Origin of the sequence: Mesobacillus jeotgali, assembly GCF_031759225.1 — a bacterium.
Taxonomy (GTDB): domain Bacteria; phylum Bacillota; class Bacilli; order Bacillales; family Cytobacillaceae; genus Mesobacillus; species Mesobacillus jeotgali_B.
Window position 1 is genome coordinate 664237 of the sequence record NZ_CP134494.1, and the last position, 21119, is coordinate 685355.

16 protein-coding genes are annotated in these 21119 nt (G+C 43.9%); 12 read left to right on the plus strand and 4 right to left on the minus strand.

The features are described from left to right. Nucleotides 1–119: 119 nt before the first annotated feature. The 4 genes from RH061_RS03355 to RH061_RS03370 all read left to right on the plus strand — a co-directional run bounded on the left by RH061_RS03355 (nucleotide 120) and on the right by RH061_RS03370 (nucleotide 5902). The gene (locus RH061_RS03355; RefSeq protein WP_311073940.1) at nucleotides 120–1589 is read left to right on the plus strand and encodes an alanine/glycine:cation symporter family protein; all 1470 of its coding nucleotides are present in this window, start codon (nucleotides 120–122) and stop codon (nucleotides 1587–1589) included. A 180-nt stretch (nucleotides 1590–1769) separates the two neighbouring features. Next, nucleotides 1770–3509: a methyl-accepting chemotaxis protein gene (locus tag RH061_RS03360; RefSeq protein ID WP_311073941.1), complete on the plus strand. Its 1740-nt coding sequence runs from the start codon at nucleotides 1770–1772 to the stop codon at nucleotides 3507–3509. 597 nt (nucleotides 3510–4106) lie between these two features. Beyond that, nucleotides 4107–5366, plus strand: a complete 1260-nt coding sequence (gene ltrA, locus RH061_RS03365) for a group II intron reverse transcriptase/maturase (protein WP_311070432.1) — start codon at nucleotides 4107–4109, stop codon at nucleotides 5364–5366. A 344-nt stretch (nucleotides 5367–5710) separates the two neighbouring features. Next, on the plus strand, nucleotides 5711–5902 hold the full coding sequence (locus tag RH061_RS03370) for a hypothetical protein (protein WP_311073942.1): 192 nt from the start codon (nucleotides 5711–5713) through the stop codon (nucleotides 5900–5902). Nucleotides 5903–5953: 51 nt separating this feature from the next. Here RH061_RS03370 and RH061_RS03375 read toward each other — a convergent pair whose 3' ends face one another. Both RH061_RS03375 and RH061_RS03380 read right to left on the minus strand, forming a co-directional pair. Next, nucleotides 5954–6748, minus strand: a complete 795-nt coding sequence (locus RH061_RS03375; RefSeq protein WP_311073943.1) for an alpha/beta fold hydrolase — start codon at nucleotides 6746–6748, stop codon at nucleotides 5954–5956. Nucleotides 6749–6872: 124 nt separating this feature from the next. After that, nucleotides 6873–12449, minus strand: a complete 5577-nt coding sequence (locus RH061_RS03380) for a pullulanase (RefSeq protein WP_311073944.1) — start codon at nucleotides 12447–12449, stop codon at nucleotides 6873–6875. Nucleotides 12450–12897: 448 nt separating this feature from the next. Here RH061_RS03380 and RH061_RS03385 point away from each other — a divergent pair, with 448 nt between their 5' ends. Together RH061_RS03385 and RH061_RS03390 are read left to right on the plus strand one after the other, a co-directional pair. Further along, a complete protein-coding gene (locus RH061_RS03385) occupies nucleotides 12898–13683 on the plus strand; it encodes an arylamine N-acetyltransferase family protein (protein ID WP_311073945.1) in 786 nt (261 codons plus the stop codon). A 54-nt stretch (nucleotides 13684–13737) separates the two neighbouring features. After that, complete coding sequence (locus RH061_RS03390; RefSeq protein WP_396654854.1) at nucleotides 13738–14559, plus strand: EcsC family protein; 822 nt, start codon at nucleotides 13738–13740, stop codon at nucleotides 14557–14559. Between the two features lie 72 nt (nucleotides 14560–14631). Here the strand turns inward: RH061_RS03390 and RH061_RS03395 are convergent, their stop codons facing one another. Beyond that, complete coding sequence (locus RH061_RS03395; RefSeq protein ID WP_311073947.1) at nucleotides 14632–15696, minus strand: acyltransferase; 1065 nt, start codon at nucleotides 15694–15696, stop codon at nucleotides 14632–14634. A 69-nt stretch (nucleotides 15697–15765) separates the two neighbouring features. On the opposite strand from RH061_RS03395, the gene RH061_RS03400 reads away from it, so the two are divergent. The 6 genes from RH061_RS03400 to RH061_RS03425 all read left to right on the plus strand — a co-directional run bounded on the left by RH061_RS03400 (nucleotide 15766) and on the right by RH061_RS03425 (nucleotide 20014). Beyond that, the gene (locus RH061_RS03400) at nucleotides 15766–15897 is read left to right on the plus strand and encodes a hypothetical protein (RefSeq protein ID WP_311073948.1); all 132 of its coding nucleotides are present in this window, start codon (nucleotides 15766–15768) and stop codon (nucleotides 15895–15897) included. 191 nt (nucleotides 15898–16088) lie between these two features. Then, nucleotides 16089–17135 (plus strand): ADP-ribosylglycohydrolase family protein, encoded by a 1047-nt coding sequence (locus RH061_RS03405; protein WP_311073949.1) that lies wholly within the window; start codon nucleotides 16089–16091, stop codon nucleotides 17133–17135. A gap of 188 nt (nucleotides 17136–17323) precedes the next feature. Further along, nucleotides 17324–17509: a hypothetical protein gene (locus RH061_RS03410; RefSeq protein WP_311073950.1), complete on the plus strand. Its 186-nt coding sequence runs from the start codon at nucleotides 17324–17326 to the stop codon at nucleotides 17507–17509. Then, nucleotides 17506–17742: a hypothetical protein gene (locus tag RH061_RS03415; RefSeq protein WP_311073951.1), complete on the plus strand. Its 237-nt coding sequence runs from the start codon at nucleotides 17506–17508 to the stop codon at nucleotides 17740–17742. The genes RH061_RS03410 and RH061_RS03415 overlap by 4 nt, the downstream gene beginning before the upstream one ends. Nucleotides 17743–18202: 460 nt before the next feature. Continuing rightward, nucleotides 18203–18844, plus strand: a complete 642-nt coding sequence (locus RH061_RS03420) for a 2OG-Fe(II) oxygenase (protein WP_311076250.1) — start codon at nucleotides 18203–18205, stop codon at nucleotides 18842–18844. A 192-nt stretch (nucleotides 18845–19036) separates the two neighbouring features. After that, nucleotides 19037–20014: a GNAT family N-acetyltransferase gene (locus RH061_RS03425; RefSeq protein ID WP_311073952.1), complete on the plus strand. Its 978-nt coding sequence runs from the start codon at nucleotides 19037–19039 to the stop codon at nucleotides 20012–20014. Between the two features lie 66 nt (nucleotides 20015–20080). On the opposite strand, the gene RH061_RS03430 is transcribed toward RH061_RS03425, so the two are convergent. Then, nucleotides 20081–21037, minus strand: a complete 957-nt coding sequence (locus tag RH061_RS03430) for a calcium/sodium antiporter (protein WP_311076252.1) — start codon at nucleotides 21035–21037, stop codon at nucleotides 20081–20083. Between the last annotated feature and the right edge of the window lie 82 nt (nucleotides 21038–21119).

Below are 21119 nucleotides of genomic sequence, written 5' to 3' on the forward strand. Positions count from 1 at the left end.
TCAGCAAAGCAACAAAGATCAACGATTAGCAAAACAACAAAGATTAACAATCAGCGAAGCAACAAAGGTCAATGCACAGCGAAGCAACAAAGATCAACGAACAGCAAAGGGGAGACAGCATGGATCACGTGTTATCGAGTTTATCAGCATTCTTATGGGGGTTGCCTTTAATCCTCACAATGGTTTTTGTCGGGCTTTATTTTACAATCGGGAGCGGCTTCTTTCAGTTCAGGCACCTGCCGCATATCCTGAAGGCGACCTTCAGCAGTATTTTTAAAAAGGAAAAGACAGAGGATGGGAAGAAAGGGGTCATCTCATCCTTTGAAGCAGTATCGACAGCGATCGGCGGTTCTGTTGGCGTCGCGAACATAGGTGGTGTTGCCACAGCCATCGCGGTGGGAGGACCCGGTGCGATCTTCTGGATGTGGATCACCGCTTTGCTCGGGATGATCATCAAGACGGTTGAGGTCACCTTGTCGGTTTATTACCGAAGCACGGATGAAAATGGCGACCCGTACGGCGGGCCGACTTATTATATGGAAAAGGGGCTTGGGGAAGAGCGCAATTTTAAATATTGGATTTTCCCTGCAGTCATTTTCGGATTCGGTATTTTTTCAACATTCTTTATTACGATGCAAAATTACACAATCTCTGAAGCGATCAGTTCTACATTTGATATTGGGATGATCCCTGCATCGATCCTCTTCTCGATTCTTGTCTATTTTGTCGTCTGGGGCGGGATCAAACATATCGGGAAGCTGGCGTCGAAGCTTGTTCCGGCGATGGTTCTGTTCTATGTTGTAGCAGGTCTGTTCATCATCATTTCGAATATTACTCAAATGGGCAATGTATTTGCATTGATTTTCGACGGAGCATTTGGCGGAACGGCTGCGGTTGGCGGCTTTGCCGGTGCGGCGGTTGCCCAGGTCATCCACATGGGGATGGCGCGCTCGGTTTACAGCAATGAAGCAGGCTGGGGAATTTCTCCGATGATCCACTCGACTGCGAAGGTCGACCATCCGGTAAAACAGGGCATCTGGGGTGCTTTTGAGGTATTCATAGATACCATCATCGTGTCTTCAATCACGGCATTCACGATCATTATCACCGGAGCATGGTCCACAGGCCTGACCGGAGCAGACCTGACGCTTACGGCGTTCGAAACGGGAATCGGTTCATTCGGCCGGATCACGATTGCCGTATCGATCCTGTTATTCGGTCTGACGACGGTGACAGGCTGGTACTCTTATTACGAAATTGTGCTGCGCCACCTTTTAAAAGGAAAATCAAAGGTGAAAAACAGAATCCTGAAAACATTCATTTATTTGTACCCAATCCCAGGGACGCTGATGGTCGTCTACGGAGTCGTATTCGGCCTGCCAGGGCAGACGGTATGGTATTTCGCGGACATCTCATCTGCCATCCCGACTTTCATCAACGTTGTCGTCATCCTCATCCTCGGAAAGCAATTCTTCGCGCTGTTGAAGGATTACAAAGCCAGGTATCTCGGAATCGGAAAAATCGATCCGGACTTCGCGCTGTTTTATGAAGACAAAGTGGAGAGGGACAAGAAGAAAAAAGCAAGTTAATTAGAAGGCGCTTGGATTTTAATTAAATCCAAGCGTTTTTATTTCCCAACCTTTAGCTCGTTTCTATTAATCTGGCTAACTTTCTCTAAAAGGATGCCAAAAGCTCTAAAAAAAAAAGAATATAAGCCGAAATACTTAGTAGATAGAATACGGTGCGATTTGCGCTGCTAAGGAGAGCGGATGATGAAGATCAAAAAGCGATTCAAGGTTAAGCAGGTAAAGCTCAATACGAAGTTCACGGTACGGAAAAAACTATTTGCTGGCTTCTTTTCTGTGCTGGCGCTGCTGGCGTTGGTAGCGGTGATCACCAACCTTCAATTCGGCAGGATGAACAGCCAGTACTCGTCATCGATTGCTGACCGGATGGAAAAGCTGAATCAGATTGTCGAGATGAAGGATGCCATTATGAGGGAGCAGCTGGCTCTTCAAAAATATATGGCGAATAGCGATGGTGAAAGTCTGATTGAATTTGAAGGCGCTGTTGAAGATTTTAAAAAGACCTCTCAGAAATACATGAGCTCAACGGAATCGGCGGAGGGGAAAAAGGTAGGAGAGAACCTTATCGCAGCAGAGGCACAATATTATGAGATGGCTTCAGAGGCCTTTATTTTAATAAGGGATGAGCAAACGGTCAAGGTCAGATTATTGATGCAGGAAAAAGGAAATCCGCTGATTTTTAGCCTGAATTCTGCCGCTGAAGATGCAATCGAGTACCAGCAGGATGCCCTGAATGCTACGAGTGAAACTTTATCCGGCGAAGTACAAAAAGTAGCGCTGCTCATCATTTTGCTCAGTGCGGCAGCTTTTATCATTGGAACAGCGATTGCTGCCTATATCAGCCGGATCATTTCCAAGCCTGTCCAGCTAGTGTCTAACGCAGCTAAGCAAATGGCAGATGGTAACCTGGCTATTGAAAAAATCAATGTGAAAAATAATGATGAAATCGGCCAGTTGGCTGCGGATTTCAATGAGATGGCAACAAACTTGCGGAAATTGATTTATCAGGTAAGCAGTACATCTGAGCAGGTTGCGGCATCTGCTGAGGAAATGATGGCAAGTGCTGACCAGACCAATTCGGCCACGAACCAGGTAGCAACAGCCATCCAGGAAGTTGCCGGCGGTGCAGAACTGCAAAGCAAGAATACGGAAGAAAGTGCGAAGGCAGTAGAAGAGATGGCCGGAGGAATCCAGAGGGTAGCCGTCACCACATCCACAGTCGCAGAGTCCGCAGCTGATACGACGAAACAGGCAATGCTCGGACATGAATCTCTGGAAAAAGTGATCGAAAAGATGAAGACGATCAATCATACGACAAGTGAAACGAATGCCGTCATCAAAGATTTGGATCGCAAATCAGCTGAGATTGGCAAAATCATTGAGGTCATTACCGGGATTGCTGACCAGACCAACTTACTTGCTTTGAACGCAGCGATTGAAGCCGCTAGAGCCGGTGAACATGGAAAAGGCTTCGCAGTCGTCGCGGATGAAGTCCGAAAGCTGGCCGAACTTTCAAGGCAGTCAGCGAGCCAGATCTCCGGCTTGATTGAAGTGATTCAAAAAGAGACCCACCAGGTTGTTGAAATGATGAACAAAGGAACGGCGGAAATTTCCGAGGGAACTTTATTGGTAGAAGACACTGGAAGAACATTTGATGAGATTCTTAAATCAATCGAAAATGTCAGTTCGGAAATCCAGGAAGTCTCCGCGATTTCAGAAGAAATGTCGGCAAGTGTCATGCAGGTGAACGCTTCTATCGACGAGGTAACTAAAATCGCCCGCGGCTCCGTCGCAAGCACAGCAGAAATCGCATCCGCAACAGAAGAGCAGCTGGCTTCAATGGAAGAAGTCGCATCATCATCCGCATCACTCGCACGGCTTGCAGAGAACCTGAGAGAGATGGTCGCGAAGTTTAAAGTTTAAGAGTTTGGGAAGCATGGAAGCCGTGAATGGCTTTCATGCTTCTTTTGTGCGCCCGGCATGGGTGCAGTCTATAGGGTGTAAGTCCCGAGCCATGAAGGCAGTAGTAGTGGTTAGCTTAACGCAAGGGTGTCCGCGGTGACGCGGAATCTGAAGGAAGCGAGCGGCAAACCTCCGGTCTGAGGAACACGAACTTCATATAAGGCTAGGTACCATTGGATGAGTTTGCAGAACAAAACAAAGTCCTTACTGCCGAAGGTGGTACAGAGTAAATGAAGCAGATAGATGGAGGGAAAGACTGTACTCTTACCCGGGGAGGTCTGATTGGAAAGCCAAGTACACTTGGTAACCTATCTAGCAATAGATAGCTGAACAATCAGAAGTCAGCAGAGGTCATAGTACTTTACCGGCTCGAGACGGTAAGGGAAGGACTGAACAATTAGGAAGAACGAGAACTAGGCATACAATTCCTGTGTAGAAGCAGACAATCCGAAAGGACTTACTTGAAGGAGGAAGTGGTGAATCCACAGGGGACTTCATGAGGGTGGAGCAGGAATAACATAATTAGATTTCTACGTTCACGTCGAAAGGAAATATCACATGTTAATGAATCTGATTCTATCACGGGAAAACTTAATAGAAGCACTTAAACGTGTGGAGAAGAACAAAGGGAGTCACGGCATAGATGGAATGTCCGTAAAATCCCTACGAAGACATCTCTATGAGAACTGGGACACCCTTTGTGATTCTTTAAGGAAAGGTACCTATCAACCTAACCCAGTACGTCGAGTCGAAATCCCGAAACCGAACGGTGGAGTAAGGTTACTTGGAATACCTACCGTGATAGATCGTTTCATCCAACAGGCAATCGCCCAAGTTTTAACTCCGCTTTTTGACCCAACCTTCTCGGAACATAGTTATGGGTTTAGGCCAAGCCGAAGAGGCCATGACGCTGTACGTAAAGCAAGGGGATATATAAGTGAAGGTTACAGATGGGTGATTGACATGGACTTGGAGAAGTTCTTTGACAAAGTGAATCATGACAAGCTGATGGGGATATTGGCAAGCAGAATCCAAGACCGATTGGTCTTGAAGCTAATTCGAAAATATCTCCAAGCAGGAATCATGATAAATGGTGTAGTCTACGATGCAGAAGAAGGAACACCACAAGGAGGTCCCCTGAGCCCTCTTCTTTCGAATATACTTTTGGATAAGCTTGATAAAGAACTAGAAAGGAGAGGTCACAAGTTTGTCCGATACGCCGATGATTGTAATATTTACATGAAATCGAAGAAAGCTGGAGAACGAGTAATGAACTCCATTACATGCTTCATTGAGCAGAAATTAAAGCTCAAAGTAAACAGAGGGAAATCAGCGGTTGACCGCCCGTGGAAACGAAAATTCCTTGGCTTTAGCTTTACGGTTAATAAGAAACCGAAGGTTCGAATAGCCAACGAAAGTGTTAAAAGGCTAAAAGCTAAAATACGAAAGTTAACATCCCGTTCTAAACCAATCCCCATGGAAGTTAGAATTGAGAAATTGAATCAATTTCTAACGGGATGGTGTGGATATTTTGCATTAGCTGATACACCAAGTAAATTCAAAGAATTTGATGAGTGGATTAGAAGAAGACTCCGTATGATTGAATGGAAACAATGGAAGAACCCGAAGACAAGAGTAAGAAAACTCAAAAGTCTTGGCGTTCCAGACCAAAAGGCATACGAATGGGGAAATTCCAGAAAGAAATTTTGGAGAATTGCCTCAAGTCCAATCTTACACAAAACCCTCGATAACTCTTATTGGAGTCATCGAGGGCTCAAAAGTCTATATCAAAGATATGAATTTCTACGTCACACTTAATTGAACCGCCGTATACCGAACGGTACGTACGGTGGTGTGAGAGGTCGGGGGTTAGTCACCCCCTCCTACTCGATTTTGGTTACACCCGTAAAGGCCCATTTAGGAATATATTCGGAAATTAAGGAAGATATTTTGGATTTTCAGGAATATATCAAAAAAGTTAGGAATATATCTAGTAGTTTAAGGAATATAATCAGATTTTAAGGAATAAATAGAGGCCTCAATGCTCCAGCACAAGCGTCCAACCCGTAAATCCACCTCCCATGTGCATTCGCCCAAGCCAAAACCGTGATAAACGCATATAAAATTAGTGAGCACAAAAAGAGAAGAGGGAGGTAAGCCGTATGCATGCATACAGACATCCTTATCGTTCGCAGGATCAGAGGTTCTGGGGGTTTGGATTGCCATTCTTAGGTGGTTTGGCTGGAGGGTTATTGGGAGGCGCTTTGTTTTATCCGCGCCCTTACTATGGGGGCTTTTACCCGCAAGTTTATCCGTGCTGCCCGCCGCCTAGATATCCGTTTTATTACTATTAAACTCAATGATGAAATGGGGAGTAAGCCAAAGTGGCTCACTCCCCATTTTTATTAACTGATATTCGCTTTTTTCGTTTTGTATGTGTCCATGAAATCAAGAGAGAGTTCGTTGAATTCATCGGCTTTTTCGATATTGCAGACGTGGCCGCATTCGGCAAGGATCACCAACTCCGAGCTTTCATCGCCATTCAGGTCTTCCTCGAGCTCCCGGACAAACATATGGTCCTCAGCTCCTGAGATATAAAGCTTGGGGACATCCTGGCTATTTTCCTGAACCTGGCTGTAAGTGGCCTCCACATCACCTGCCAGAGGGTACCAGGCAAGGAAATTGGCACGTTTCATTTTATAAGCTTCCTGGATGAAAAATCGCCGGGAATCTTTATGGTTGTTTTTCGGCATCAGGATCAACGCTAATATGCGATACAGCCATATAAACGGGAGAAAGTCTTTGATGAGCCAGGCTAATTTAATTAAAGATTTTCCAAAAAAGTTCAGTCTGGTAATCGCACCGCCAAGAACCGCGGACCTCACACGTCCAGGTTCTTTTTGAAGCAGGTGGTGGACGATGATCGTTCCCAGTGAGATGCCGACAAAATGCGCTTTGCGAATCGAAAGATGGTCCAAGGTTTTGACAATCTCACTCACAACCATGTCAAAGGAAAATCGATCTTTATATGAATCAATATCCGGCGAGTTTCCATGGCCAGGCAAATTAATCGCCAGGATATTATATTTTTTCAGAAAAGGCTTCAGCTGTTTGTAAAAGATATTGGAATTCCCGCCAATCCCGTGCAGCAATACAATATACTCCGAACCGCGGCCCTTGTACAATCTGTAATCTAGCATCCGATTCTCCTTAGTCGTTCAATGATAGTATATTAATGATACCCTTGATGCCAATGTTAGTAAACTATTGAGGCAAAAATAACGACAGGTACCATCTGGAAGGATGGTACCTGTCGAGAGAAGGTTATTTTTTCTGTCCCTTTTTCTTTCCTTTTTCGTCAACTTTGATGACTACTGTTGTTAATGGATCAAGAGTTAACTTGCCATTTGATAGCTTAAAGCCTGTTGGCTTGGAAACAGGTGTTTTCCCCGCTTCGTCGTTATCGACAAGCACCTTAGCTTTTGAGAAGTCAAGGTCGCTTAATGTCAAGGTACGAGCTTTTGTATCAGCGTTTACGAATACATAATACGTGCCAGTGTTATCTGTTGATACGTTTTCGTATGCGATGACTAAATCTGTATCCTTGATTTCAGGCAGGTCAAGCAAGCTTACATTCTGGTCAACGAGTTCCATTTCGCCAAGGCGGAAAGCATTCGTTGACTTTCTTAGCTCAATCAGGCCTTGAGTATAGGCTTGTGTTGTCGTGTTGACTGAGTATTCCTTCTTGTTTGTTGCTTTTTGCCAGTCAAACATGTTGATTGCATCAGATGAATCATATGAATCGTGGATGAAGTAACCAAATGGGTTCCCTTGCTCATCCTTCAATTCGTGGTATTTTTGCTCTGGAACTCCGTCGGCTTTCCATTGCTTCGTTCTTCCATATTCCTGGCCTGCGTGTAGGAAAGCAGTACCCTGTGAAGTCAGGATCAAAGAGTTACCAAGTCTAATGCGCTTGTGAATCTCAAGATTGATCTCAGGTTTGGCAGGATCCTTCTTAATCGATTGGGCAATAACATCGTACAGCGGGAGGTTATCGTGTGCCGCGATGTATTGGACCATATCGCCTGGATCGTCGTCAGCTGTGTTACCAGGCTGACCTTTGATATTGTTGAAGATTGTGTTGATATCTCGTGGACCGCCAGTCAGGAATCGAGGCTCACCTTCAGAACCGAAGCCTGATTTCAATTCGTTGCGGATTTCATCAGAGAACACACCGACATCATCTGTTTTATCCATCCAATCCTGGTCAGCACCCATGCCAGCTAGTTCAGGTTCGGCGATGTGGCCAGCAAATGTTCTCCAGCCTTCACCGATGAACAATGCATCAGGATTTACAGATGCAGCTGCATCATATGCGTTCTGTACTGCAGGATAGGTTGCGTCACCCATCATATCAAAACGCATTCCATCAATCTTGTATTCTTCAAACCAGTATTTCACTGAATCTACCATCAGCTTTTCAGCCATTTTGTGGCTTGTTGCCAGGTTGTTTCCGAAGCCGCCAAGGAAGTTGCCCTGAGCATCCTGGAACGCATAGTAGTTTGGAACGATATCATTCAGCTGGCTCGCTTGTGCCATATGAGTATAAACAACGTCAAGCACGACACCCATTCCAGCGTCATGGATTGCATCAATCATCATTTTCAATTCTTTTACGCGTAATTCAGGATCTGTTGCATCCTCTGAATATGCGCCATCCGGCGAGAAGTAGCTGTGTGGGTCATAGCCCCAGTTGTATTCGTTGCCGCCAGCAGAGTAATCCAGTTCTCTTTGGCCCATCTTCGTCTCATCGCCATAATACCAAGCCATGACAGGAAGTAACTGAACATGTGTTACGCCAAGCTTTTTAATATAATCCAGCTTGTCGACGAAGGCATTGTAAGAACCCCATCTAGCGTTCAGTTCACCTTCGATTGAAGGGTCAGATGTGAAGTCACGTACGTGTACTTCATAGATTACTGCGTCTTCACGCTTTTCATAGCCTTTGATTTTTGCATGGTCGAAATCTTCAGGGTCTGTTCCGCTCATGTCAACAATCGCCGCTTTACCAACGGTGTCGCCATCCGGACCAGCTTCACCCTTCGTATTCACAGTGAACGCTGCCATCGATTTTGCGTAAGGATCAAGAACCTTTTTTGTCACTCCATCATTTGTCACTTCATACTGGTAAAAATAACCCTTAAGATCGGTTACATCCAGGTCGCCAGGTTCAATGTTCGCAAACCAGACACCTTTTTCACCCTTTGTTAATTCAATGCTGCCAATTTGCTCTGCTGCATTATCTTTATTGAAGAAGTTTGCCACAACCTTGCTTGCTTTCGGAGCCCAAAGCTTTACTGTAGCTGCTCCATTTTTATAAGTGGCACCAAGGTCGTTACCTTCGTAAGCGAACATTTCATCAAGCATTCTCCAGCCAGATGAAGCAGAAACGGTTCTGCCCGAATACGTGATGGACAAAGGAAGCTTTTCTAAATCAAATTGAGCTTTTACTTCTACTTTTTTGTCTCCTGCAATCTTCACACTTTCAATCTCAACAGATGTACCGTCTGCGTCCTTAATCTCCAGTTTCGATTTCAGGTCTTCAGCTGTTAAGCCGTCAGTCATGGTAAAGCTCAGTAAAATCGTGTCCTCGGAAATCACTTCAGCAGATGTCAGGCCTGTAGCCTGTTCCCAGTAAGGAGAAACGTAAACATTGTCATCGCCTTGTTTTACCCAGACATGGTTATATCTGTCTAGCAGGTTGAATGACTTGTCGCCGCCATCTTTGTCTCCGTTGGTCTTATTGAGAGTGATCATACCTATTGTCTTTGCGTTTTCTTTTAGCTTGATATCAACGTACGCACCATAACGGTCTGTGCCAGAGAAGGAAGCAGCTCCTGTTGGCCAGCCATCAGAAGGTGCAGCGACATCGCCCCAGTTCCAGAGACCAAAGTTTTCATAATCAGCATTGTCACGTACATAATGGACGCGGACAGTGTTTTCAGGAAGGTTGACTGGTTCGTAAGTGTATACCTTGTCATCGCCTTGCTTGATAAAAATTTCATTGATTTCAGGTGATGTGATGGTAAAGCCTTTGTCTCCGCCGTCTTTCCCAGCATCACCTTTCGTTACATCCATGACGAGGAAGCCGATGTTCTTTGCTCCTTCTTTAAGCTCTACATCAATATATGCGCCATAGCTGTCAGTCTTTTCAAAGCGAGTTGCTCCTAAAGGCCAGTTGCCAGAAGGGGAAGCTACATCGTTCCAAAGCCATGCACCGAAGTTTTCATAATTGTTATCGTCACGTTTGTAGTGAATACGGACATGATTCGCAGGGATTGGCTCAACCGTTCCATCTCCGCTCCCATCGCCATTGTCATCACCGTCTTCGGCTGGTGTAATAGTTCCGCCTTCAACTGTAAGTAAAACTGTTCCGCCATCAGCTTTTGCAGGGATTGTCAAGGTCACTTTCCCAGCTGATACAGTGTAGGTTTCGCCAGAATAATGGTCTGTGACCACTGGGTTTTCACCATCAACCGTAAGTGTTACTTCTTTTGCGCTATCAGCGATGTTCAATCCTACATATGCGTTTTCATTTCCGTAATTTCTGGCAAAAAGTAGATATTGATCAGTGTCTGATCCAGCGATTGTAGCACGCTCACCTTTTGCGAACACTTCAGAATGATCGCCTCTGAAGTTCAGAATCTTTTTGTAATGTTCAAGGACATCATTGCCTTCAACTTGGTCCCATGCCAGATCATAACGATTATCGTATTGTGGATAATTGTTTGCTCCAGATTGTCCAAGTTCTTCACCGTAATAAATGACTGGTTGGCCTTTAGCTGTAGCCTGAAGGGAAGCAGCCACTTTCAGTTTGCCTTCGTCATTTCCCGCATCGAAAAGGAATCCATTTTCATCGTGGCTTCCCAGGAACTGACCCAAAGTTGCGGTGTTATCGATTTTCTCATTACGTGATACTAAAGCATCATTAGCAGCATTCAGATTTCCATTTACAAAGGAATGGGCAATATTGTTAAAGTCAAAGTCGAGCAGGGAGTCCATCATACCTGATTCAAGGTAGCCATAATTGTCTTTTGCACTAGCTCCCCAAGCCTCACCAATCATCTTGTGTTCAGGCATTTTTTCAGTGATTGCATTCTTGAATGCTTTCCAAGTTGCGTCTTCCACGTGCTTTACTGTGTCGACACGGAAGTAGTCGATTGTGTTGCCATTATCAGTTGTCGCTTTTTCAATCCAGTCTGTTTGCCATTCGATGATTTGCTGACGTACTTCTGGATCTTCTGTCTTGAAGTCAGGCAGGCCAGCTAATTCGCCAACAACTTCATCAGATCCAACTTCTTCACTTGAACCTTGGCGAAGAAGGCTGCTGAAAGTGCTGCGCTCAGCATCTGTTGGATATCCAGCTGGTTGATTTTCCTCAGAACCATCAATGTCTTTTAAACCATAACCGGTATGGTTCAATACCACGTCAACCATGATTTTGATGCCGCGATCATGCGCCGCGTCAATCAGGTTATGGAAGTCTTGCATGGAACCGAAATGAGGATTCAATTCACCAAAATTGCTTGCCCAGTATCCATGATATCCATAATAAGAAGGATCACCATCTTTGTAGCGGACATTGTGCTTAACATTTTCAACAACCGGGCTGATCCAGATCGTATTAACACCCAACTCGTCTAAGTAGTCCAATTTTTCAGTGATTCCTTTAAAATCGCCACCTTGGTACGTACCGCGGTCAGAAGTGTCATAGTTTAATCCATAAGGATCGTTATTAGTGGAATCCCCATCAAAGAAACGGTCTGTCAGCATGAAGTAAATGATTGACTCATCCCAGTCAAAGTCATTTTCGCCGACGGATTGTCTGGTTTTTACCGAGACAGTAGCTGAGCCATTATGGGCATTGCCAAAAGAATCTGTCACGGTTAACGGAATCGTTTTAGTGCCTGCTGTGACATTGTCATCGACTGCAATCGTTACTTTTCCTAGCGCTGGGTCGACCTCAAGAGCCTTCGATCCGCCAAGTGCGGAAACGTCAGCAGTAATCTTCCTGACTTCAATGGCATCTGCCAGGCCTTCCACATTTACCGTCAAAACAGCATTTTGGTTGTAATCAATTTCTTCCGGCTGAACAGAACCGGAAACAGTTAAATCAGTGTTTGTGTGAGTAATCGTCGACTTGCCATCAACGGTGTTGTAAGGATCTGTTACTTCATTCGTAGCGCCATCCTTTGTAACAAGGAAGGTATATTCATTTGTGCCATCCGGAATGTTGTCATAAGAGGTTACGAATCTCTCATTCTCTGGCTCATAAGTCATTTCGATTGTTTCGTTATTGAACTTCAATTCTACTTTTTCAATTGTGTTCATCGCATCATTTGCGAAAAGGTCTTTATCACGATAATAGAAAGTAGCGTTCCCATTTTCAACGACTGGAGCTGATCCGTCGGGAACGATGCGAATTTGTTCTACACCACTAGTGATGAATGCTTTTGTTATGGAATCATTTTTGCTGACGTTGATAAAACGGTCTCCAAATTCCTTTTGGGTTCCATCATCCCAATTTGGTGCACTTCGCAAGACAAATCCCATCTGTGCAGTATCAGGGCCAACGGGGATATCAACTACGGCTTTGCTGCCTTCCTTTGTTGTAAAATCAACCTGGCCATCCTGTACACCTGTATTCCATGTCCATATATTCCATTGACCAAAATTCTGGTCTTCCCGGATGTAAGTAAAGCGCACTTTGCGATCAGTCTCAGAGGTTACAGTACTTCCTTCAGCATTAGCCTGATGTACAGGTATAAAAGGGAGCCATAAGCTCAGGATCATGATCGCTGTCATGAAAATAGAAAAACTGCGTTTTGTGCTTTTTCTCATGCGAATCTATTCCTCCCTAAATGAATTGATCTTGCTAGAATAGTAGAAGAAGTCCTCCTTTCTTAAACAATGAGTTCTAAGTGAAACCGTTTGCACAATTTGGTAAAAAAATTTAAAAACACAAATTATGCAAGCGCTTGCAATAAACTTTCCTTTTAATTTTACAACACAAAGACCGAGCCAGCAATGGCAGGGGGATGGTTCGATTCTATGTGAATAGTGCCAAATTCCTACATAAACCGAGAAAGCGAAAATAGAAATCTATTAATATTCATAAAACTTTCAAAATTTTTAGCGGAAATACAGAGGGTACATGTCGAAAGTTGTCTGAAATACGATGAAAAATAATTCAAAAGACTCATAAAGAAATTTGCACTCAAGATTAGGAACAGAGCAGACATTTCTTGTATTCTTATGTATATAGAATACAGAAGTGAGGGATTGAATCATGAAGGATTTAAACCGTAAGTTCCGTGAGCGAATAAACTTTCCTATAGATAACCCGATTACTCTTGAGAACGTCGATGACCTTCTGGAAAAAACTGCATCCTCTTTGCCGTTTGAAAACTTATGTACACTTTCGGGTGACCTGAATAATCTAAGTGACAGTTATTTGTTTGAAAAAGTTATAGAAAGAGGAGAAGGCGGTCTCTGCTATGACCTGAACGGCATCCTCTATTTGTTTTTAAAAGAGAATGGGCTTGATGTCCAGTTGGTCCGCGGTTCTGTCTACATACCGGACTTAAAAGGCTTCAGTCCAACGGGCAGGACGCATGCGGCGATTTTACTGAATGACGATGGGGAAAGGTACTTGGTTGATACTGGCTTTGGCGGAAATTTGCCTTTAAGGCCGGTGCCGATGGATGGGTCTGTTATACATTCTCCGAACGGTGAGTTCCGCGTGAAAAAAGAAGATAGTGAATTCGGAGATTACTTTTTCGAGATGAAGTTGAAGTATAAGGATCTTGATTGGAGAATTGGTTACGCTTTTGATTCCAGAGAGCCTGTGGAGAATGTCAGCGATTTATCCGAAATGAAGAACATCATTACGGAGCATCCGCAGTCTCCATTTAATAAGAAGCCATTGCTGACAAGGGTGACGTCCGATGGAAGCATGGTGCTGACGGAAACCAGTTTTACTCATTGGACGGAAGATGGAGTTCGGAAAGAGGAAATAAACGCTGATCGTTACAGGGAATTGGCGAAAGAATTCTATAACATTGATATTAAATGAAACCTTTTAATAGTGTAAACCGTTAATATAGTATCAAAAATGACAGGTGGATGGTTGGGCATGGATTCAAAAGAATTCCTACTGAATGAATTGAAAGAAATTGAAAATTGGGAGAAGGACCAGAAGGGTTTATGGTTTTGGGAGAAGCTGACCCGTCTGCCTTTCAAGATGCTTGACCGGTTCACGCCAAAGTTCATCCAGGAAAAGGTCGGCCTCTTGCTGGATGAGCTCGGCAGCTATATTCAAACCGGCGGACAGTATTTAACAAGTGAGAAATCAGTATTCAATTATATTGAAAAAAAGACCGGCAGAAGAATTGGCCAGCTCTCGGATCTGGAAAATGTTTCTGTAGAAGAAATGAAGAAGACTTCGCTGGCACTGGGTGAGCAGCGGAAGAAAGCAGCTACGATCCAGGGAGCAAGTACAGGTATTGGGGGGATTTTCACCCTGGCGATCGATATTCCGGCAGTTCTGGCCCTCTCCTTAAAAACACTACAGGATATCGCAATCATCCATGGATTTGACCCGAATGACAAAAAGGAACGAGTCTTCATTATCAAGTGCCTGCAGTTTTCTTCGGCAGACGTGGTTGGAAAGCAGGCAATCCTGAATGAACTGACTGATTTTAACAACGAAAGTAAATCACGGGAAGTCATTTCCCAATTGCAAGGCTGGCGTGAAGTGACATTGACCTACACCGAATCCTTCGGCTGGAAAAAGCTGCTCCAGATGGTGCCGGTAGCCGGGATTGTGTTTGGCGCCTTCGCCAATCGATCCATGGTGAGCGACCTGGCAGAAACGGCGACGATGCTCTATCAGAAGAGACGGATTTTGGAGAGGCTGGATCATGCGGGAACTCAGGAAATGGATTTATAGAGATATGGGGCTTGTGAACCGGTTTATAGCCATGCAAGACCTTCCATAAGTAAGTAGGTAGAGCCTGAATCTTCAGGCTCTATTCTTTTTTAGTGATATCTTAATCTTCTGTAGAAAGTGATATGAAAGATACGACAAAACAAAGACAAGAAACGCATCCACCAAGTTCTGTAGTAAGTTATGTGTACTTTGATCCAAGCCAATTTTTGAAAACAAGACATCCACTATATCAATAAAAAATATATGAATGGCATAACTGCCGAGAGAGTTTCCGCCAATTTTGGTGATCAACAAGTTTTTGCCGAGATGGGGTTTACTTAGGGCGTAAAGGAACAGAAATAGGGTAAGGAAGATGGTCGAAAAGAAGTATTCACCATGTTTTGACTCCAACCCCTTCTGAAGCCAGAGCCCTTCTATAACCTGTAAGATCGTAAAGATACAAAACAAGTAGAAGTAGGTCCGGGCACTATATTTTCGCCAGGTGTGTACCGAAGCAAGCCAGAATCCCATCACTATATAGAACAGGCTGATATATAGAGCAGCCCGGGTTGTGCTGACTGGCAGCTCATCAAATACAGAATAAGACTGGCCGAAAAGACCGAGTAGATTCAAACAAAAGGCGATCACCAAAAGAAGCCTTATTCTTTTTAACCTGTAAAAGAGATATAAAATCACGATGCTCCATACCAGTGAAATGACGAACCACAGCTGATACCCGCTCGTTCCCTGACCGTAATAGAAGAGATTAAGAACAGTCAGGTTTTCCTTGTATTTGGCTAGTTCGGCTTTAACGTTTCCATCCGTCAATAAAATCCTTATTACATCATAACTCGCATAGAATATGAGCCAGCTAACATAAATCTTCAGGATTTTTGTGACATATTTTTTGAAATAAGCGAAGGACTGGGGATTATCAATCACCTTTAGACTGAACAGATAGCCTGAAGCGACAAAGAAAAAAGGAACAGCGAATCTTGAAAGGTTATCAAGAACGAAATAACCCTGCTGGTCATTGCTGGGGAATGTATGAATGATGACAACTGCCAGTATGGCAAAAAATTTGATAAAGTCGATTGCGTAGTTGCGCTGCATGATTGGCCTCGAATAGGAAAGGATTTGTACTCCTAGTATTTCCACTGTATTCAGCCTTATGAATATGAAAATGAGCGACTTGGGATAATAGGGAGCAAAAAGGAGGCAAATCAGTTGAACATTGACAAAAAACAGCAAGACAAGAATCAAACTGCACAGGAATTGAAGAACAAGAAAAGCGGAAAATCTCCTAATCAAACAGACGGCTTCCGCTACGATTATGATGATTCTTCAGACCTGAAATGAAAAAGAGGAAAAACCTTAATCGGGGTTTTTCCTCTTTTTTCATACAGTTTTGACCTTGTTTCGTGAGCTTTTGACTAGTTGGGTTTGATGGGTTATGTGCCGATTGCATGGGGAGTTCGATAGACATAGGCAGGAAATGATACAACTTTCATCGAATATAGTGTGAAAAGACGGAAGCTAAAGGAGTCCCTATGTCAAAAAAAGATACTTTCATAGCGTCCTTGCTTGGCGGCGCGGTTGGTGATGCTCTTGGTTATAGAGTTGAGTTCATGAAGATGCATGAGATTAAGTGGAGATTCGGTGAAGAGGGAATTACGGATTTAGTGATTGATGATTATGCTGGAAAAGCGCTGATTTCGGATGATACTCAGATGACGTTGTTCACTGCAGATGGCATGATCTGGGCTTATGACCGCATGAGTGAGCGCGGGATTGGCAGCTATGCGGGGAGCGGTGTCTATCAATCGTATCTGCGCTGGCTTTATACCCAGACGAAGAGTTTGCCGGATGAGCATTATGGCTGGCTGCTTGACCCCCAGCCTCATGAAGTGAACGGAAGTATTTTAGAACATAAGGAATTGTTTTCACCAAGAGCTCCTGGAAACACGTGCTTATCGGCGCTAGAAAGCAATAAAATGGGAACGATGTGGAATCCGATTAACACCAGCAAAGGCTGCGGCGGAGTCATGCGTGTTGCGCCGGTGGGGTTATTTTTACATAAAGACCCTGCTCAAGCATTCGAGGTGGCTGCGGAGATCGCTGCGATTACTCACGGTCATCCGTCGGGTTTTTTAGCATCCGGGGCGCTGGCCGTCATCATCGCTGAGCTCCTAAATGGTAAAAGCATTGATGAAAGTGCCCAGAGTGCAATGGTGATTCTAAAAAAGTATCCTCAGCATGAAGAAACCTTGGCCGCGATGGAGAGTGCGATCGAGCTTGCCGGCAGTGAGGAGAAACCGGTAACTGCCATTACAAAGCTAGGCCAGGGCTGGGTTGCGGAGGAAGCACTCGCAATTTCACTCTACTGTGCAATGAAGGAATCTGATTTCAAGAAGGCTTTGATCCTCGCTGTCAATCATGATGGAGACAGTGACTCAACCGGTGCGATCTGCGGGAATATTCTCGGTGCCAGCTATGGCCTCGAAGCTATACCAGAAGAGTGGGCCAATCAAGTGGAACTCAAAGAATTGATTGCCGATACAGCGAGCAGATTATATGATAGATATATAAAGATGTAGGTTAGAAGGAGAATCCTGATGAAGCTGGGATTCTCTTTGTTTTTAAGTGGAACAGACCGGAGAGCTTTCAATGGATATAATAAAATTCGAGAAAAACGTATCCGGCCATCTGATCAGTATGCTGTTGGCTTCAATTATACCCAATTAATACAGTGGTTTTCAGGAGACACCAGAGGGGAGGCAGTCTCATGGCTGACGCGATAGAAAAGGCGATGAAAAATGCAAAGGCCTCGCTTGAAATTTCGGGGTTCAAGGTGACAGAAGAGCATAACGACTTAGTGAGGAAGGTTCTGATGGAAGAAATGACAAATGAAGAATTCCTGAAAGAAGCTAAGCGATTGGCTGAGAAAAAGAGTGGAGGTTCGAAGTCATGATGCAATCGCCTCGACCCGATTTACTTGAACAGTATCTGGACTCTGTTCGAAGGCTTCTTTTAAAAGCAGATGACCCGGAGATTAAGAAGGAGTTATCAGAAGTCTCTGATGCATTGGAGAGTGGCTCGATCACTCTTGATACAGCACTGTTCTGGGACCATATTGAAGCAAGAGCGATTTTGCGTAAAGCTTTTTCAGATGCTGATTTCCTCATATTACGCTTGAAAGAGTAAAGGGAGTATAAGGCTCTCTTGTTGTTGTATGAGAATTCTTAAGCGGCGAATTTCCGGCTATTGTATATAGAGGACGCTTTTGAAGCTGAAATAAGCGGAGATATTCTGGTTAACTGCTATAAATAAGACGAAATCCAACGATTTGGATTAAATAGACGGAAAAGCGACCCCTATTTTAATGGAAATAAGGGTTGTTTTCAATTTAAACGGAATTTCTCCTTTTATTTTTCGAACACTGGACTAATTTAACAGAACGTTCTGGAATAAAAAAAGATAGTAAATCACCTTCCACCGTTGTAAAATAAATTGAAAATTTGAATAGAGTTTAAGATTCGGTTTTGTCATCCATTTTGAATTATAGGAGGAAACAAGGGACACAGAGAATGAATGATGCTTTCGTTTATATATCAATCTATTTTTTTGGAAAAATTTATGAATAAGAGGTTGATGAAAGTTGAGAATGGATGCTGTTGATTTAACTGTAAAGGAACCAACGATTTTTAATCATATCGGGAACAAAATCAAAACCGACGATCGTGAAATCAACATAATTGCTAGAATGGAAGAACCGTTAATCGTCATTTTGGGTAATGTACTGAGTGACGAGGAATGCGATGAGCTTATGAAGCTGTCGAAGGACAAGCTGCAGCGCTCGAAAATCGGGAATACCCGTGAAGTGGATGAACTGAGGACTAGCAGCAGTACGTTCATTGAAGAAGCTGAAAATGATGTTGTTGCACGAGTGGAACATAGGATTTCGCAAATTATGGGCATTCCGAATGAACATGGAGAAGGCCTGCAAATCTTGAATTATAAAATTGGCCAGGAATACAAGGCACATTTTGACTTTTTCTCGTCAAATGTCAGCAACCCACGGATTAGCACATTGGTCATGTACTTGAACGATGTCGAGCAGGGAGGAGAAACTTACTTCCCTAAGCTTAATTTTGCTGTATCTCCGCAAAAGGGCATGGCCGTTTATTTTGAATATTTTTATGACAACCAGGACTTGAATGATTTGACCCTGCATGGCGGAGCTCCAGTCGTGATCGGCGACAAATGGGCCGCAACACAGTGGATGAGAAGAAAAAGAGTGAAATAGAGAATGAAGGAGCATGGTAAGCATGCTTCTTTTTTTATCGAATCTTGGACTCGTACATGTATTCACCAAGATGATGGAGCCTTTCTACTGCTGCTCAAAAATCTTGAATTTACAGGGAATCACAAAAAAACTGCCAAAATTTACAATTGGATTGTATAATTATAGAACAAATTTGAAAGGGAGTTGTCTTTCATGGAACTATGGAATATTTACGACCAATACAGGCATATGACGGATCGGATTCATGAAAGAGGGCAGGAGATGAAGGCTGGGGATTATCATCTTGTTGTTCATGTCTGGATTGTGAATGATGACGGCCAGTTTCTGATTCAAAGGAGGCAGCCGTGGAAAATTGGCTTCCCGAATATGTGGGACTGTTCGGCAGCGGGGTCTGCGGTCATGGGTGATGATAGTGAGCAGGCCGCCATCCGGGAGGTAAAGGAAGAGATCGGAATCGACCTGGAAATTGAAAAAGGCGAACGAATCTTCACAGTGAGATTTTCGCAGGGCTTCGATGACATCTGGCTGGTTCGGCAAAATGTTGCGATTGAAGAGCTGCAACTCCAGGAAGAGGAAGTGTCTGAAGCGAGATGGGCAAGTGAAGAGGAAATAAAGGAGATGGTTGAGAATGGTGAGTTCATTCCTTTCAACTATTTCGATCAGTTATTTGAAATCATCCATTCACGCATCAGCTTGAAAAAAGCTTCAATTGAGGATGCTGAGGAACTTTTAGCTCTGCAGCGAGAAGTTTTCATGCCTTTGTATAAAAAGTACAATGACCATGAAACCAGCCCGGTGACCCAAACGATGGAGAGATTCACGGCCAGGTTCGAACGGGGCACTTATTTTAAAATCCTCTTTGAGGGTGAGCTGGCGGGAAGTGTCTTTGTTTATGAAAAATCCCCTGGATTGATGAGGCTGCATATTATCAACATCCTTGAAAAACACCATAATAAAGGGATTGCCCAGGCCGTCATGAAACGGCTGGAACTCATGTACCCGGAAGCAGATACATGGGAGCTGGATACCATCCTGACAGAAGAGCGCAACTGTTATTTGTATGAGAAGATGGGGTACAAACGAATCGGAGAAGCGAAGGTCATTAACCAAAACCTGACGATCATCCGCTACCGTAAAGACTCAAACTTGTCCAAAATTGTGAGCATCTAGGCTGCTATATACATACTTCATTACATGCAAAAGGCCTGCCAATTCAGTCAGGCCTTTTCGCTTTTTTTAATTCCGCAAAATAATATAAACCAGGTATGCGATATAACCTGCTGCTAGTATGGCTCCCTCTACTTTTGAAATCTTGAATTTCGATCTGGAGAAGATCAGCAGGACCGCTGTCAGAATGATCATCAAGGCGATGTCTGTGAAGATCTTATCATTGACAGCGAGCGGCGAGATGGTAGCTGAAGCGCCCAGGACGAACAGGATGTTAAAGATATTGCTTCCGACAATATTGCCGAGTGCAATTTCGCTTTTCTTTTTCAAAGCGGCGGTAATTGATGTGATTAATTCTGGCAATGAGGTACCGACGGCCACAATCGTCAGGCCAACAAGAGTTTCACTCATCCCGAGGGAAAGAGCAATTTCTGTTGCATGATCAACTACCAGGTCACCGCCAAAGATAATGGCAGCGAGGCCGGCAAGAGTGAAGAGAATATTCTTTCCCCAAGTTCCTTTGCTGGTAACTTGGGACACCGCCGATGCTGGTTCACGGTTATTCAAGGCAATTTCGATGATGTAATAAAGGAAAATCATGAAGAAGAGAAGCAGGATAAAGCCTTCGCTTCTGCCAATCAAATTGATGTTAGCCATATCGAGTGCTATATCATTTGCGACAACAGCCAGCGCTACACTTGCCAGCAGGGTGAACGGTATTTCTTTCCGGATTGTCATTGTTTCAACAGCAAGCGGGTTGATCATGGCTGTGACTCCGACAACAAGCGTGATATTGAAGATATTGCTCCCGATGACATTTCCAAGAGAAACATCGCTGCTGCCTTCCATTGCCGCAATGATACTGACGGTTGCTTCCGGTGAACTTGTTCCGAAAGCGACAATCGTCAAACCAACCAACAGGGGAGGAACCCTGAGCAGTGCGGCAATTTTTGACGAACCCTCAACAAAATAGTCCGCTCCTTTAATGAGCAAAGCAAATCCTATAGCTAATAGGACATAAGTCAAATTCATTCCCCCTTATTGCTTAATGTTAACAACATAACAAAAAAATAATTCAAAAAGAAATATTTGTCGGCAATACAGCAAA

Bases quoted from the DNA above. Each gene is read 5' to 3' on its own strand.
- RH061_RS03415 (WP_311073951.1), top strand. From the start codon at position 17,506: ATGATGCAATCGCCTCGACCCGATTTACTTGAACAGTATCTGGACTCT.
- RH061_RS03410 (WP_311073950.1), top strand. From the start codon at position 17,324: ATGGCTGACGCGATAGAAAAGGCGATGAAAAATGCAAAGGCCTCGCTT.
- RH061_RS03360 (WP_311073941.1), top strand. From the start codon at position 1,770: ATGATGAAGATCAAAAAGCGATTCAAGGTTAAGCAGGTAAAGCTCAAT.
- RH061_RS03380 (WP_311073944.1), bottom strand. From the start codon at position 12,449: ATGAGAAAAAGCACAAAACGCAGTTTTTCTATTTTCATGACAGCGATC.
- RH061_RS03375 (WP_311073943.1), bottom strand. From the start codon at position 6,748: ATGCTAGATTACAGATTGTACAAGGGCCGCGGTTCGGAGTATATTGTA.
- RH061_RS03355 (WP_311073940.1), top strand. From the start codon at position 120: ATGGATCACGTGTTATCGAGTTTATCAGCATTCTTATGGGGGTTGCCT.
- RH061_RS03425 (WP_311073952.1), top strand. From the start codon at position 19,037: ATGGAACTATGGAATATTTACGACCAATACAGGCATATGACGGATCGG.
- ltrA (WP_311070432.1), top strand. From the start codon at position 4,107: ATGTTAATGAATCTGATTCTATCACGGGAAAACTTAATAGAAGCACTT.
- RH061_RS03420 (WP_311076250.1), top strand. From the start codon at position 18,203: ATGGATGCTGTTGATTTAACTGTAAAGGAACCAACGATTTTTAATCAT.
- RH061_RS03405 (WP_311073949.1), top strand. From the start codon at position 16,089: ATGTCAAAAAAAGATACTTTCATAGCGTCCTTGCTTGGCGGCGCGGTT.
- RH061_RS03385 (WP_311073945.1), top strand. From the start codon at position 12,898: ATGAAGGATTTAAACCGTAAGTTCCGTGAGCGAATAAACTTTCCTATA.
- RH061_RS03370 (WP_311073942.1), top strand. From the start codon at position 5,711: ATGCATGCATACAGACATCCTTATCGTTCGCAGGATCAGAGGTTCTGG.